The sequence below is a fragment of the Cellulosimicrobium sp. E-16 genome (genome assembly GCF_049913115.1).
GTDB lineage: Bacteria > Actinomycetota > Actinomycetes > Actinomycetales > Cellulomonadaceae > Cellulosimicrobium.
Map to the genome: position 1 here is coordinate 3,250,270 of NZ_CP183974.1, position 14,461 is coordinate 3,264,730.

Here is a 14,461-nt window from a genome sequence, read left to right on the forward strand (position 1 = left end):
CGTCACCCGCACGTAACGCTTGCATGAACTTTCACCCGGGTGCGCGCCGCCTGCGGGCACGGACGTGCGACGCGCCGACCCCCGCTCCCAGGTGCCTGGCCCCCGGGGGCCTCGATACGTTGTGCGTGTGACGACGACCCCTCCGGCCCGCGCGCCGCACCGCTCGCCCGCCCCCGCCGCCCCGATCGGCCGCATCCCCGTGCTGGACGTCTCGCCCGTCGTCGAGGGGGGCCGGTGGCCCGCGAAGGCCGTCGCCGGCGAGATGGTGCCCGTCGAGGCCACCGTCTTCCGCGAGGGGCACGACGCCGTCGCCGCGACGGCCGTCCTCGTCGCCCCCGACGGGTCCGAGCGCACCGCGCCGATGGTCGACGTCGCGCCCGGCCTCGACCGGTTCCGCGCCACGCTGCACCCCGACACGGTCGGCGACTGGTCGCTGCGCGTCGAGGCGTGGAGCGACCCGTACGGCACGTGGGCGCACGACGCGACGGTCAAGATCGCGGCGGGCGTCGACGTCGACCTCATGCTCGCCGAGGGCGTGCGCCTCTTCGAGCGCGTCCTGGCCGACGCCGTCCCCCTCCCGGGCGCGGACGGCACCCCGGGCACCCGCTCCCCCGAGGACGCGCGCGCGATCGCCGACGCGGCCGCCGCGCTCGCCGACGCGAGCCGCCCCGCCCAGGCCCGCCTCGCCGCCGCGACGTCGCCCGAGGTGCGCGACGTCCTGGACCGCGCGCCCCTGCGCGACCACGTGACGGCGTCGGCCACGTACGCGCTGCGCGTCGAGCGCCCGCTGGCGCTCGCGGGCGCGTGGTACGAGATGTTCCCGCGCTCGGAGGGCGCGCGCCGGCTGAAGGACGGGCGCTGGCGCTCCGGCACGTTCACGGCTGCGGCCCGCCGCCTGCCGGCGATCGCCGCGATGGGCTTCGACGTCGTCTACCTCACGCCCGTCCACCCCATCGGCACGACCCACCGCAAGGGCCGCAACAACTCGCTCACCGCCCTGCCGGGCGACCCGGGCAGCCCGTACGCCATCGGCTCCAAGGACGGCGGCCACGACGCGATCCATCCCGAGCTCGGCAGCGACCGCACGTTCCGGGCGTTCGTCAAGGAGGCGCGGCGCAACGGGCTCGAGGTCGCGATCGACCTCGCGCTCCAGTGCTCGCCCGACCACCCCTGGGTCGCCGAGCACCCCGAGTGGTTCACGACCCGCGTCGACGGCTCGATCGCGTACGCCGAGAACCCGCCCAAGAAGTACCAGGACATCTACCCGCTCAACTTCGACAACGACCCCGAGGGCATCTACGCCGAGGTCCTGCGCGTCGTCCGGGTGTGGATCGACCGCGGTGTCACGGCGTTCCGCGTCGACAACCCGCACACCAAGCCGCTCGACTTCTGGGAGTGGCTGCTCACCGAGGTGCGCGCGACGAACCCCGAGGTCGTGTTCCTCTCGGAGGCGTTCACCAAGCCCGCGATGATGCACACGCTCGCGCGCATCGGGTTCCACCAGTCGTACACGTACTTCACGTGGCGCAACACGCGCGACGAGCTCGCCGAGTACCTCGAGGAGGTCTCGGGCGAGGCGGGCGCGTACATGCGGCCGAGCTTCTGGCCGACGACGCACGACATCCTCCCGCCCTACCTCCAGCACGGCGGGGTGGCCGGGTTCGCGGTGCGCGCGGTGCTCGCCGCGACCGGGTCGCCCACGTGGGGGATCTACTCCGGGTACGAGCTCGTGGAGAACGTGCCGCGCCCGGGCGTCGAGGAGCAGATCGACAACGAGAAGTACGAGTACAAGCCGCGCGACTGGGCGCTCGCGGAGGAGATCGGCATCTCGACGCTGCTCACGCGGCTCAACGAGGTCCGGCGCGACCACCCCGCGCTGCGCCAGCTCCGCAACCTCACCGTCCACCCGACGACGAACGACCAGGTGCTCGCGTTCTCGCGGCACCTGCCCGCCGAGCACTCTCCGACGGGCGAGGCGGACACCGTGGTCGTCGTCGTGAACCTCGACCCCCACTCCCCGCAGGAGTCGAACGTGCACCTCGACCTCGCGGCCCTCGGGCTGCCACCGCTCGCGGACGGCCAGGACCCGTGGGCGCCGTCCTTCGTCGCGCACGACGAGCTGTCCGGCGAGAGCTACGGCTGGGGCCAGGACGTCTACGTGCGGCTCGAGCCGATGCGCCAGGTCGCGCACGTCGTGAACGTGAGGCCTGCATGACGTTCCCTCGCGATGCTGCACCGGTCCCCGTGCGCGGACCCGCCGCCGGCCCCGCCCCCGTGCCGCCGATCACCGCGCCCGTGCCGGTCGCGGCGCTCCCGCCGCGCCGCCAGCCGGCCGCGCCCGTCGACGCGCGCCCCGGCCTGTCCGACGACCCGGACTGGTACCGCACGGCCGTCTTCTACGAGGTGATCGTCCGGGCGTTCTCCGACTCGGACGGCAGCGGGACGGGCGACCTGCGGGGCCTCATCGACCGCCTCGACTACCTGCAGTGGCTCGGGATCGACGCGCTGTGGCTGCCGCCGTTCTACCCGTCGCCCCTGCGCGACGGCGGCTACGACGTCTCCGACTACACGGCGATCGCACCGCAGTACGGCTCGACGTCGGACTTCGCCGAGCTGGTGAGCGAGGCGCACGCGCGCGGGATGCGCGTCGTCATCGACCTCGTCATGAACCACACGAGCGACCAGCACCCCTGGTTCCAGGCGTCGCGCGCCGACCCCGAGGGCCCGTACGGCGACTTCTACGTGTGGAGCGACGACGACACGCGCTACCAGGACGCGCGCATCATCTTCGTCGACACCGAGACGTCCAACTGGACGTTCGACCCCGTGCGTCGTCAGTTCTTCTGGCACCGGTTCTTCTCCCACCAGCCCGACCTCAACTTCGAGAACCCGCGCGTCGCCGACGCGATGCTCGACGTCGCGCGGTTCTGGCTCCAGATGGGCGTCGACGGGTTCCGCCTCGACGCGGTGCCGTACCTCTACGAGGCCGAGGGCACCAACTGCGAGAACCTGCCGCAGACGCACGAGTTCCTGCGGCGCGTGCGGCGCATGGTCGACGCCGAGTTCCCGGGGCGCATCCTGCTCGCCGAGGCGAACCAGTGGCCGCGCGAGGTCGTGGACTACTTCGGCACCGAGGAGGAACCGGAGTGCCACATGTGCTTCCACTTCCCCGTGATGCCGCGCATCTACTACGCGATCCGGGACCAGCGCGCGAACCAGGTTCTCGAGATCCTCGCCGACACGCCCGACATCCCGCCCGGCGCCCAGTGGAGCACGTTCCTGCGCAACCACGACGAGCTCACGCTCGAGATGGTCTCCACCGAGGAGCGCGCGTCGATGTACGGGTGGTACGCGCCCGACCCGCGCATGCGCGCGAACGTCGGCATCCGGCGTCGGCTCGCCCCGCTGCTCGACAACTCGCGCAAGGAGGTCGAGCTCGCGCACGCGCTCCTGCTCTCCCTGCCGGGCAGCCCGTGCCTCTACTACGGCGACGAGATCGGGATGGGCGACAACATCTGGCTGCCCGACCGCGACTCGGTGCGCACCCCCATGCAGTGGACGCCCGACCGCAACGCGGGGTTCTCCACCGCCGACCCCGGCAAGGTGTACCTGCCGCTCGTGCAGTCGCTCGTGCACCACTACGGCTACGTGAACGTCGAGGCGCAGCTCGAGCAGTCGACGTCGCTGCTGCACTGGGTGCACGGGATGCTCAAGGTCAGGCGCCGCCACAAGGCGTTCGGCACGGGCGACTTCGTCGCGCTCGAGTGCGACAACGAGTCGATCCTCGCGTTCCTGCGCCGCACCGACACCGAGACGATCCTGTGCGTCGCGAACCTCTCCGCGACCGCGCGCTCGGCCGCGGTGCACGTGCCCGGGCACGCCGGGGCGACGCTCACCGACGTGTTCGGCGGCGCGCACTTCCCCGCGGTCGACGACGACGAGCACGTCGTCATGACGTGGGGGTCGCGCGACTTCTACTGGCTCGTGGTGAGCGACCCGGCCTGACCGGCGCGTCTCACCCTCGCTCCAGGAACATCTCGGTCCTCGTGACCACGGCCGCGCGCTCGCCGCACGCGTCGCACGTGAACCAGTGCACGACCGAGACGCAGTGGCTCAGTCGCACCGGCTCCTCCGTGAGCGTGACGGCCCGGTGCGGACAGTCCATCGGTATCCCTCCTCGTCGCCCGTGAGCGTGTCCGGACAGTGTGCGCGCGACCACCCACAACGCCTCGTGCGGCGGGCGGGGCGCTCGCGTGATGGCATGTAGGCGACCTGGACCCGGGAGGCACGTGTGACGGTACGGCGGACGGACCCGCCCTCGGCGGAGCTCATGGGGCTCCTGGACGCCTGGCTGCCCGCGCGGCGGTGGTACCCCGTCAAGGGGGTCGCCGTGCGCCACGTGCCGTGGCTGTCCTTCGCCCTCGACGTCCCGGTGTCCGCCGCGACGCCCGGACCGCCCGACGACGCGTGGCTGGGGACGCGCGTCGAGCTCCACCTGCTGCGGCTCGTCGGCGACGGCGTGGACCTCGTCGTGCAGGTGCCCCTCGTGCTCGAGCCAGTGTCCCTGCCGACCGGCGCGACGCCGGGCAGCGAGAGCCAGGGCAGCGCGACGCCGGGCGGGGCGGCGCCGATCGGGACGCTCGCCCCGGGCGGCGCCGACGACGGCGGGTGGGTCGTGCACGACGGCGCCGCGCACCCCGCGTGCTGGGCGGCCCTGCTGGCCGTAGCGGAGTGGGAGGGCCGCGGCACAGCACCGGACGGGGCGAGTCCCCGCGGCGGAGGCCCCGACGCCGACACCGACGTCACCGGTGGACGCGCGCTGAGCGTCGAGCAGTCGAACAGCTCGGTGCTGCTGCCGCGGGTCGCCGGCGGGAGCATGCTCAAGGTGCTGCGCGCCATCGCGATCGGGCCCAACCCCGACGTGACCATCCCCCGCGCGCTGGCGGCCGAGGGCTGGGTCGGGGTGCCCCGGCCGCTCGCGTGGCTCGAGGTGCGGTGGGACGCGGCCGACGACCCGGCCGCCGTCCACCCGGGCGCGGACCACCGACCGGGCGAGCCGACCGCAGGAGGCGGGGCACCGCCGTCGGGCACCGCGCCGGCCCCGGAGGCGCCGCGCTCCGCGCACCTGGCGATCCTCAGCGAGTTCGTCGAGGGCGCGCGCGACGGGTTCGACCTCGCCTGCTCCTACGCGGGGCAGGACGCCTCGTTCGCCGACCTCGCGGCCGACCTCGGGCGCGTGCTCGCCGACCTGCACGCCGCGCTCCGCCGCGCGTTCGGCGTCGGCTCGCCCGTCGACGCGCGCTGGCTCGTCGCAGACCTGCGACGACGAGCGGACGAGGCCGTCGCGTCGTCGCGCGCGCTCGGGCGGCGCGCGGACGACGTCGCCGCCTTCTGGGACCGCACGTCGGCGCGCCTCGCGACCGTCACGCGCGTCCCCGACGCGCTCCCCCGGCTCCAGACCGTCCACGGCGACCTGCACCTCGGCCAGGTGCTGCACGCGCGCCGGTTCGGCTGGAAGGTGCTCGACTTCGAGGGCGAGCCCCTGCGCCCGGTCGCCGAGCGCACGCGCCCGGACCTCGCGCTGCGCGACGTCGCCGGGATCGTGCGCTCGTTCGACTACGCCGCCGCCGTCGGGCGCGCGCGCGACGCGTCGTGGGCCGTCCAGGCGCGGACCGCGTTCCTCGACGCGTACGACCGGGCCGACACGGCCGGCGTCGACCGCGCGACGTCCGAGGCGCTCGTCCGGGCGCTCACGCTCGACAAGGCGCTCTACGAGGTCGTCTACGAGTCGCGCAACCGCCCGGACTGGGAGCCCATCCCCCTCGCCGCCGTGGACCGGCTGCTCGCGGGGAACGCCTGACCCAGGAGGCCTGGAGGGAGGAACCCGGTCGGTCACCGGGTCCCTCCCTCCGGGACGGGGTCAGCGCCGACCGCGGCCGGTGACGAGCTGGTTCGTCGAGCGCAGCACGCGCGGGGCGACGAGGGCCCCGGGCTCGACGCCCGCGAGCGCCGCGGCGGGACCGGTGACGTGGAACGTCACGGACTCGCCGGGCAGGAGGGTGACGAGCATGTCGTCCGCGCGCAGGCCCGGGTGGAGCTTGTCGGCCAGGAGCGCGACGTCGCGCACGAGGTTCTCCGCCGTCACCCGCACGGCCCAGCCGGAGGGCTCGCGGTGCACCTCCGTGACGAGGCGCGGGGGCGTGAGCGAGGCGTCGCGCGGCTCGGCGAACCACCACACCGCGCGGGCGCCGCCGAGCGTCGCGACGAGCAGCTCGGCCGCCGCGTCGTCGGGCGTCGCGACGTCGCGCGGCACCTCGACGCTGGTGGTCCCGCGCGCGTCGACCCGGGTCGGGACCGACGTCGCCCGCCGTTCCGTGCCGTCGAACGACACGCGTCGCACCACGACGTCGCCCGACCACGCCTCGTCCGTGTCGTTGGCGACGACCACGACGAGCCGGTCGGTCTCGTCGCCGGCCGGGACGCCGCCGTCCGTCGACCGCGGCTGGACGGTGAGCAGCCGGTCGGCGTGCGCGTGCGCGAGGGCGTGCAGGAGCGGCTTGGCGCGCCCGTCGCCGTCCACCGCGGCCCAGGACGTCACGGGCCAGCAGTCGTTGAGCTGCCACACGACGGAGCCCATCGTGCGCGGCGCCCACGAGCGCAGGTGCTCGACCGCGACCTGCACGGCGACCGCCTGGTTCCAGGACATCGCCCAGTGCCAGTCCTCCATGTCGTCCGGCAGCGGCACGTGGCGCACGAGCCCGTCCGTGAGCTTGTCGTTGCCCTGCGCGGCCTTCTGGTGCACGAGCATGCCGGGCGACTCGGGCGTGAGCGGGTCGTCGCTGATCGCGCGCGTGAGCGTCGACCACGTGGGCGGACCCTGCCAGCCGAACTCCGCCATGAAGCGCGGCACGTCGTCGCGGTAGCGCGGCCAGTCCTGCCGGTTCCACAGCTCCCACGAGTGCATCGAGCCGTGGTCGGGGTCGTTGGGGTGCACGTCGAGGCTCCCCGACCAGGGGCTCGACGGCGTGTACGGGCGCGTCCCGTCGAGCTCTTCGAGGACACCGGGCAGCAGCTCGGTGTAATAGCCGAGGCCCCACGACTTGCCCTCGAGCCGCAGGTCCCAGCCCCAGGCCCCGAAGCCCCAGATGTTCTCGTTGCTCCCGTTCCACACGACGAGGCTCGGGTGCGGGGCCAGGCGCGTGACGTTGTCGCGTGCCTCCGCCTCGACCTCCGACCGCAGCGGCTCGTCCTCGGAGTACGCCGCGCACGCGAACGCGAAGTCCTGCCACGTGAGGATGCCGCGCTCGTCGCACAGGTCGTAGAAGTCGTCGGCCTCGTAGATGCCGCCGCCCCACACGCGCAGGAGGTTCATGTTCGCGAGCTCCGCCTGGTCGAGCCGGGCGGCGTAGCGCTCGCGCGTCACGCGGTGCACGAACACGTCGTCGGGGATCCAGTTCGCGCCCTTGACCCACACGTCGCGCCCGTTGACCACGACGGTGAACGACGTCCCGTGCTCGTCCGGCGTGAGGTCGAGCCGCGCGTCACGGAACCCCGTGCGCCCGGCCCACCCGTCGAGCGCGCCGTCACCCGCGGTGAGCGTCACCTCGACGTCGTACAACGGCTGCTCCCCGTACCCGCGCGGCCACCACAGCGCGGCGTCCGGGACCTCCACCGGCACGACGGCGGTCGTCGCCCCCGCGGGGAGCGCCACCTCGGCGTCGTGGTGGCCGGAGGGGCCGCTGAGCGCGACGCGTACGACGAGCGGTCCGTCGCCCGCGGCTCCGGGAGCCTCCGGGTCGAGCGGCGCGCGCTCGACGTCGACGTGCACCGCGACCCGGCCCGGCGCGGTGGCGAGGTGACCGGTCCGGGAGGCCGCGTCGTCGGGCAGGTCCACCGCGACGAGCGGGCGCACGGACGCGACCCGCGCCGTGGACCACGACTCGAGGCGCACCGGCTTCCACAGCCCCACCGACGGCGCGTCGATCCCCCAGTCCCACCCGAAGCTGCACGCGGACTTGCGGATCGCGTTGTACGGGTGCTTGTTGACCTGCGGGCGGTAGCCGAGCGCGAGGGACTCGCGGTCGGCATACCGCACGGGGGACGCGAACCGCACGACGAGCTCGTTCTCGCCCTCGCGCAGCAGGTCCGCCACGGCGACGCGGAACGTGCGGAACTGGTTCCGCGCGCTCAGGACGCGCGTGCCGTTGAGCGACACCGTCGCGACCGTGTCCAGCCCGTCGAAGGCGAGGTCGTGGCGGTCCAGCCCGACCGCGTCCGCCGCGGACCAGGCGAACGTCGTCCGGTACTCCCAGTCGCAGCGCCCCACCCACGCGACGAGGTTCTCGTGGTCGTCGAGGTAGGGGTCGGGGATCAGCCCCGCCGCGAGCAGGTCGGTGTGGGCGCTGCCGGGGATGGTGGCCGGGACCTCGACACCCGCGACGTGCGCGGGGACGGGCCCCGCGACGGCGCGCGCCGTCCAGCCCGCGTGGAGCTCGCGCCGGACGAGGCGCGCGGGGTCGGTCGCCGGCACGGCGGGTGCGGTCGGCGTCGGGGCGGTCGTGCTCGTCACTTGGTGGCTCCTGAGGTCAGTCCGTTGTAGATGTAGCGCTGCAGCAGCAGGAACGCGACCAGCGTCGGGACGATGACGAGCACTGTCCCGGCGGAGATCACCTCCCACTGTGCGCCGAAGGGGCCCTTGAAGCGGAACAGCGACGTCGAGATGACGCCGAGGTCCCGCTTCGGCATGTAGAGCCAGGGCAGGTAGAACTCGTTGTAGATCGCGATCCCCTTGATGATGATCACGGTCGCGATCGCGGGCTTGAGCAGCGGGAAGACGATGCGCGCGTAGATCGTCAGACGGTTGGCGCCGTCGAGCATGGCCGCCTCGTCGAGCGACCTCGGGATCGACTTCATGAACTGCAGGAAGATGTAGATCGAGATGATGTCGGTGCCCATGAACAGGACGATCGCGGCCCAACGCGTGTTGAACAGGCCGAGGCCGCTGACGATCTGGAACGTCGCGACCTGCGTCGTGACCCCGGGCACGAGCGTCGCGAGCAGGAACGCCCCGACGACGAGCCGCTGGCCGCGGAACGTGAAGCGGTCGATCGCGTAGGCGGCCATCGTGCCGATGATGATCGTCCCGGTCAGGGCGACGACGAGGATGATCGTCGTGTTGACGAATCCCTGGAGCATGCCGCCGCGCGTGAACGCCGTGACGAAGTTGTCGAGGTTCGTCCAGCTCGACGGCGGGTCCAGCGGGCCCGTCTCGCGGAACTCGGCCTGCGTCTTGAACGAGGCCATGAAGATCGTCACGAGCGGGACGACCGCCACGAGGCACGCCGCGACCAGCGAGACGTACTTGAGCGTCGTGCCGACCGGGCCGAGCACCGGGCTCGCCCCGCGCGTCCAGCGCGCCCAGCCGGACCGGACCCGGTCGGTGGCTGACGGCGCGGGGAGCGGCCGGGCGGGCACGTCGCGCGGACCGGGGCCCGTCCGGGGTGCCGGGGCGTCCTCCGTCCGGGAGGCGTCGTCCTGCGCGGCGGACGTGCGCAGCGGTGCGGCGCTCATACGAGGTCACCTCTCTCGTCAGGGACGATGCGTCGCTGCACCCAGGAGATGAACAGGACGATGATGAGCAGGACGACCGCCATCGCGGAGGCGAGACCCACCTTCGAGAACGTGAAGGCCGTGTTGACGGTCTGGATGACGAACGTCTCCGACCCGTTCGCGCCGCCCGTCATGATGAAGGGCATCTCGAACACCGACAGCGCTCCGGACACGGCGAGGATCACCGACAGCCCGATGATCTGGCGGATCCCGGGCGCGATGATGAAGCGGAACTTCTGCCAGGCGTTCGCGCCGTCGAGGTCGGCCGCCTCGTAGAGCTCGTTCGGGATCGACTGGATCGCCCCGAGGAAGAGCACGAAGTTCAGGCCCATGTAGCGCCACACGCTCGTCGCGGCGAGCGAGACGTTGACGAGCGACGGGTCGCCCAGCCACAGCGGCGGCTCCGTGAGGCCGAACGCGGCGAGGAACGCGTCGAGCGTCCCGCCCGGCCGGAAGAAGTAGAGGAAGACGAGCCCGATCGCGACCCCGTTGATGAGGTACGGAAAGAAGATGATCCCCTTGAACCAGTTCCGGAACCGCGTGCTGAAGCTGAGGATCGTCGCGAAGTACAGGGCGAGCACGAGCTGCACCGCCGCGCCCACGAGGTAGTACAGGCTCACGAGGAACACGCGGAAGATCTCGGGGCGCGTGAAGATCTCGACGTAGTTCTTCCAGCCGACGGGCTCCTTGACAGGGTCGAGCCCGTCCCAGGACGTGAAGCTGTACCACACCATGTTCGCCACGGGGACGTAGGTGAAGAGCAGCAGCATGCCCACGGGGACGAGCAGGAAGAGCCAGGGCGTGACCCGCCATCCGCCCTTGGTCGCTCCCCCGCCCGGGGCGGGACGACGACGTCCCCTCAGGCGTGCCGGGCGCGTCGCTCCGAGCGCACCGGCCGGTCCGGTGACCGCGGCCATCGCAGTCGCCTCCTTCGTTCGTGCTCGCTGGGTCGTCGCTCGCCGGGGCCGGCGAGGCTCGTGCCAGGGGCTGTCGCGCCCCGGGCGGGGCGGCCGCGCACCGTCGGGCACGCGGCCGCCCGCCTCGTCAGCCGACGACCTCGGCCCGGGCCGACGCCCAGCGGTCGTTGAGGTCGGCGAAGAACGACGCCTTGTCTCCGTCCGCCGCGCCGCGCGCGACGTCGATGTACTGGCGCCGGAACTGGTCGCCGTTGAGGTCGATCTCCGCGGTGTTGTAGATGTCGGCCAGGAGGTTCTCCTCGCCCTCCGGCGCCGGGGCGACCTCGACCTCCTCGACCCCGAACGTCTCGAAGTCGGCGAGGATCTCCGGCGACTCGCCGCCCACCTGCGGCGCGAGCCCGCCCTGGCTCGCGGCGAAGCCCGACTCGTCGAGGAACCAGTACAGCCACGCCTCGGCGGCCTCCTTGTTCTCCGAGTGCTTGGAGATCGCGAGCTTGTAGTCGGCGCCGACCGTCGAGTGGAACGCACCGTCCGTCTGCCACGGCATCGGCCAGAACCCGATGTCCTCACGGGGGTTGCCCGCGGCCTCCGCGGCGTCCTGCATCTGCGTCACGGCCCACGAGCCGAGAACCATGCTCCCGACCTGGCCGGTGCCGACGAGGTTCTTGGACTCCTCCCAGTTCGTCGTGGTCGGGTCGGGCTCGGAGAGGCCGGCCTCCACGACGTCGTACAGGAGCGAGTCGATCGCGTACTGCTCCTCGCCCTCGGTCCACGGCGCGTCCTGCTCGGTGCGCAGGTTCACCGCCTCCGGGCCGTCGATCGAGCCCTGGTTGGACTGCCACTGCGTGAGCGGCCAGCCGTCCGCGTAGTTCGTGTAGTACGGGACGGTGTCGGGCGAGGTCTCCTTGATCGCCTCCAGCGCGTCGAGGAACTCCTCGGGCGTCGCCGGCGGCTCGGTGATCCCCGCCTTCTCCCAGACCGGCTTGTTGAGCACGTAGCCCATCGCGGTCCCGAACGTCGCGAGGCCGTAGACCTGGCCCTCGTACGCCTTGTCGTGGATGAAGCGGTACTCCTCGCCGAGCTCGTCGACCGATCCGAGCGGCTCGAAGAACGTCGAGAGCTGGTCCGCGTCGACCGTGTTCGGGATGAGCAGGACGTCGCCGTAGTCGCCCGAGTTGAGGCGGATCGAGACGTCGCCCTCGTAGTCCGTCACCGCCTCGAACTCGACGTCGACGTCCGGGTAGGTCTTCTGGAACTCGGTCACGTAGTCCTGGAGCACGGTGTCGACGATGTCCGTGCGGTTCGTCAGGACGGTGATCGTCCCCGACGGGCCGTCGCCGTCCCCGTCGCCCCCGCTGGTGGAGCCGCCGGAGCAGGCCCCCAGCACGAGCACCATGGCCGCGGCCGTGCTCGCGGCAAGGATGCGCCTCTTCGCCATCTCGATCCCTCATTCTCGTCGTCGTTGACAGTGCGCGCCGCCCCGATGCGGATACAGCGCTTAAGCCGTTCGGCCGTCTGGTGCACCGGATGATCAGGTCCGATGTCGATGAGGACGAGTGAAGCGGTTAAGTTGTCGTAAGTCAACGACGCGCGGTCACGGTTCGGTCACGACGACGAGAGCGTGCGCCCCGGGCGCGCCGGACCCTCGGACGGACCCGTCCGCGCGGGCCTGGCGCCCGGGCCGGTGTCAGTTCTCGACGCGGCGCGCGGTCGTGCCCCGAGGGCGCAGCGTCGGCGTGGAGTCCAGGAAGCTCCCGCCCGTCCGGCCGTCGATGCGGTCGAACAACCGCCTCGCGACGTGGGCGCCGAAGCTCGTCACGTCGTGGCTCAGGGCCGACAGCCGGGGGTACGTCGCCTGGCACAGCGGAGAATCGTCCCAGGCGATGATCGACAGGTCCGACGGCACGCGGACGCCCAGCTCGCTCGCCACGCCGAGACCCGCGAGGGCCATGACGTCGTTGTCGTAGATGATCGCCGTCGGCCGTTCCGGCCCCGTGAGGAGCGTGCGGGTGGCGCTGGCCCCCTGGTCGGCCGTGTAGTCGGTCCGGCCGATCTCCCCGCGCACGCCGAGCCGCGCCGTCTCCTCGCGGAACGCCTCGTCACGGATGTGCGTGTGCCCGAAGCTCGTGACCCCTGCGACGCGCGCGATGCGCCGGTGACCCACGGCGTGCAGGTAGCGGACCGACTCGCGCATGGCCGAGGCGTCGTCGGTCCACACGTTCGTCAGGTCGCCGGCGAGCGCCGGGTCACCCACGACGACGGCCGGGATCGCGTCCGGCTCGGACAGCCAGGCCACGCGCGGGTCGTCGAGGCGGAGGTCGACCGTCACGACGCCGTCGACCCGGCGCGCGGCCCGCCACTTGCGGTAGGCGCGCAGCTCGGCGTCGAGGTCGGGGACCACCTGGAGGAGCAGGCCGTACGACCGCGCCGCGAGCTCGGACTCGATGCCCGCGATGAACTGCATGTAGAACGACTCGAAGCCGAGGGTGCTGGGGTCGCGCGCGAGCACCAGGCCCACGGTCTCCGTGCGCGCCCCCGAGAGCGAGCGCGCGGCCGAGCTCGGCTCCCAGCCCAGCTCCGCGGCGACAGCGAGGATGCGCGACCGCGTCTCGGCCGACACCCCCGGCCGGTTGTTCAGCGCGTACGACACCGCACCCGTGGACACGCCTGCCCGCCGGGCGATGTCCGCGATCGTGATCCGGGCCATGGTGCGCTCTCCTCGTCGTCGGGACGACCCCCGTGCCGTCGCCCACACGCTGCACTGAAGCGCTTCACCTGTCAACTGCCGAGCCTTCGGCGCGCGGCTGCGGCGACCGGCCGGACGCCGCAGCGCTCGGCCGCCCGCCCCCGTCCCCGCTGCTAGGGTCGGCCCGTGCAGAAGCCGCAGCAACGAGCCACTCTGGCCGACGTCGCGCGGCTCGCCGGAGTGAGCGCCAAGACCGTCTCCCGGGTCTACGACGGCAGCGCGAACGTCTCCCCCGACACCCGGCAGCGCATCGAGGAGGCCGCTGCACGTCTCAGCTTCCGGCCCAACCTCCTCGCGCGCGACCTCCGCCACGGAGGGGTCTCGTCCGCCGTCGGGTTCGTGCTCGGCGACCTCACCAACCCGTTCTACTTCCAGGTCGCCGCCGGTATGGAGCGCGAGCTCGCGCAGCACGGTCTGACGATGGTCCTCACGGCGACCGAGGACGACCCCGCCGAGGAGGAGCGCGTCGCCGGGACGCTGCTGGCCCAGCGCGTCCGCGCGCTCGTCCTCGTCCCGATCGCCCGGGACCAGTCCTACCTCGAGGGCGAACGCCGGCTCGGTACGCCCGTCGTGACGATCGACCGCCCCGCGCACAACCTCCTCGCCGACTCGGTCGTCCTCGACAACCGGGAGGGGACCGCGGAGGCGGTCCGGGCGCTCACGCGGCTCGGCCACCGCCGCGTCGCGTTCGTGTGCAGCCCCGGAGACCTGTACACCCACGCGGAACGGCTCGCGGGTTATCGGGACGCCCTGCGCGAGGTCGGCGTCACGGACCCGTCCCCGTGGGAGCGCCTCGACGACGTCGGCGGCCGGACCACCGAGGCCGCGGTGCTGGACGTCCTCGCCCAGCCCGACCCTCCGACCGCCGTCGTCACCGGCAACAACCGCGCGAGCGCAGCGCTCGTCCGCGCGCTCGGCCCCGCCCGGGACGACCTGGCGTACGTCGGGTTCGACGACTTCGACCTCGCCGACGCGCTCGGCTTCAGCGTGGTCGCCTACGACACCCGCGAGATCGGCCGCGCCGCCGCCCGCCGCGTCCTCGAGCGGCTCGACGACCCGCAGGGCGCACCGGTCCACGTCCGCATCCCCACCCACCTCGTCCCCCGCGGCTCCGGCGAGCGCCCCCCGAGGTAGCACCCCGGTCCGCCGACGGAGAACCCTGGTCGCGCGAGGTAGGACCGTGGTCGCG

Annotated in this window: 10 protein-coding genes; 4 read left to right on the forward strand and 6 right to left on the reverse strand. The window is 72.9% G+C overall.

Annotation, left to right across the window (positions count from 1 at the left end):
- The first annotated feature begins 127 nt into the window (after positions 1 to 127).
- Together ACN9MS_RS14350 and treS are read left to right on the forward strand one after the other, a co-directional pair.
- Positions 128 to 2,215 carry a maltotransferase domain-containing protein gene (locus ACN9MS_RS14350; protein ID WP_426309194.1) on the forward strand — a complete coding sequence of 696 codons (2,088 nt, stop codon included), beginning with the start codon at positions 128 to 130 and terminating at the stop codon, positions 2,213 to 2,215.
- Positions 2,212 to 4,005, forward strand: coding sequence for a maltose alpha-D-glucosyltransferase (treS, locus tag ACN9MS_RS14355; RefSeq protein ID WP_426309195.1), 1,794 nt, complete (start codon positions 2,212 to 2,214; stop codon positions 4,003 to 4,005). Before ACN9MS_RS14350 ends, treS begins: the two co-directional genes overlap by 4 nt.
- A gap of 10 nt (positions 4,006 to 4,015) precedes the next feature.
- Here the strand turns inward: treS and ACN9MS_RS14360 are convergent, their stop codons facing one another.
- Positions 4,016 to 4,165: a hypothetical protein gene (locus ACN9MS_RS14360; protein WP_389276020.1), complete on the reverse strand. Its 150-nt coding sequence runs from the start codon at positions 4,163 to 4,165 to the stop codon at positions 4,016 to 4,018.
- Between the two features lie 126 nt (positions 4,166 to 4,291).
- On the opposite strand from ACN9MS_RS14360, the gene ACN9MS_RS14365 reads away from it, so the two are divergent.
- Complete coding sequence (locus ACN9MS_RS14365; RefSeq protein WP_426309196.1) at positions 4,292 to 5,860, forward strand: aminoglycoside phosphotransferase; 1,569 nt, start codon at positions 4,292 to 4,294, stop codon at positions 5,858 to 5,860.
- Positions 5,861 to 5,920: 60 nt separating this feature from the next.
- Here the strand turns inward: ACN9MS_RS14365 and ACN9MS_RS14370 are convergent, their stop codons facing one another.
- The 5 genes from ACN9MS_RS14370 to ACN9MS_RS14390 all read right to left on the reverse strand — a co-directional run bounded on the left by ACN9MS_RS14370 (position 5,921) and on the right by ACN9MS_RS14390 (position 13,233).
- A complete protein-coding gene (locus tag ACN9MS_RS14370; protein ID WP_426309197.1) occupies positions 5,921 to 8,569 on the reverse strand; it encodes a glycosyl hydrolase 2 galactose-binding domain-containing protein in 2,649 nt (882 codons plus the stop codon).
- Entirely contained in the window at positions 8,566 to 9,570 is a 1,005-nt protein-coding gene (locus ACN9MS_RS14375; protein ID WP_154798246.1) for a carbohydrate ABC transporter permease, read from the reverse strand. Before ACN9MS_RS14375 ends, ACN9MS_RS14370 begins: the two co-directional genes overlap by 4 nt.
- Positions 9,567 to 10,526 carry a carbohydrate ABC transporter permease gene (locus ACN9MS_RS14380; RefSeq protein ID WP_426309198.1) on the reverse strand — a complete coding sequence of 320 codons (960 nt, stop codon included), beginning with the start codon at positions 10,524 to 10,526 and terminating at the stop codon, positions 9,567 to 9,569. Before ACN9MS_RS14380 ends, ACN9MS_RS14375 begins: the two co-directional genes overlap by 4 nt.
- Positions 10,527 to 10,653: 127 nt before the next feature.
- Positions 10,654 to 11,964 carry an ABC transporter substrate-binding protein gene (locus ACN9MS_RS14385; protein WP_426309199.1) on the reverse strand — a complete coding sequence of 437 codons (1,311 nt, stop codon included), beginning with the start codon at positions 11,962 to 11,964 and terminating at the stop codon, positions 10,654 to 10,656.
- 249 nt (positions 11,965 to 12,213) lie between these two features.
- A complete protein-coding gene (locus ACN9MS_RS14390; protein ID WP_426309200.1) occupies positions 12,214 to 13,233 on the reverse strand; it encodes a LacI family DNA-binding transcriptional regulator in 1,020 nt (339 codons plus the stop codon).
- Positions 13,234 to 13,398: 165 nt separating this feature from the next.
- Here ACN9MS_RS14390 and ACN9MS_RS14395 point away from each other — a divergent pair, with 165 nt between their 5' ends.
- Positions 13,399 to 14,406, forward strand: coding sequence for a LacI family DNA-binding transcriptional regulator (locus tag ACN9MS_RS14395; RefSeq protein ID WP_426309201.1), 1,008 nt, complete (start codon positions 13,399 to 13,401; stop codon positions 14,404 to 14,406).
- Positions 14,407 to 14,461 lie beyond the last annotated feature (55 nt).

What these genes read in the sequence shown, in the direction of transcription:
- ACN9MS_RS14375 (WP_154798246.1), bottom strand. Translation starts at nt 9,570, where the DNA reads ATGAGCGCCGCACCGCTGCGCACGTCCGCCGCGCAGGACGACGCCTCC.
- ACN9MS_RS14360 (WP_389276020.1), bottom strand. Translation starts at nt 4,165, where the DNA reads ATGGACTGTCCGCACCGGGCCGTCACGCTCACGGAGGAGCCGGTGCGA.
- ACN9MS_RS14390 (WP_426309200.1), bottom strand. Translation starts at nt 13,233, where the DNA reads ATGGCCCGGATCACGATCGCGGACATCGCCCGGCGGGCAGGCGTGTCC.
- ACN9MS_RS14385 (WP_426309199.1), bottom strand. Translation starts at nt 11,964, where the DNA reads ATGGCGAAGAGGCGCATCCTTGCCGCGAGCACGGCCGCGGCCATGGTG.
- ACN9MS_RS14380 (WP_426309198.1), bottom strand. Translation starts at nt 10,526, where the DNA reads ATGGCCGCGGTCACCGGACCGGCCGGTGCGCTCGGAGCGACGCGCCCG.
- treS (WP_426309195.1), top strand. Translation starts at nt 2,212, where the DNA reads ATGACGTTCCCTCGCGATGCTGCACCGGTCCCCGTGCGCGGACCCGCC.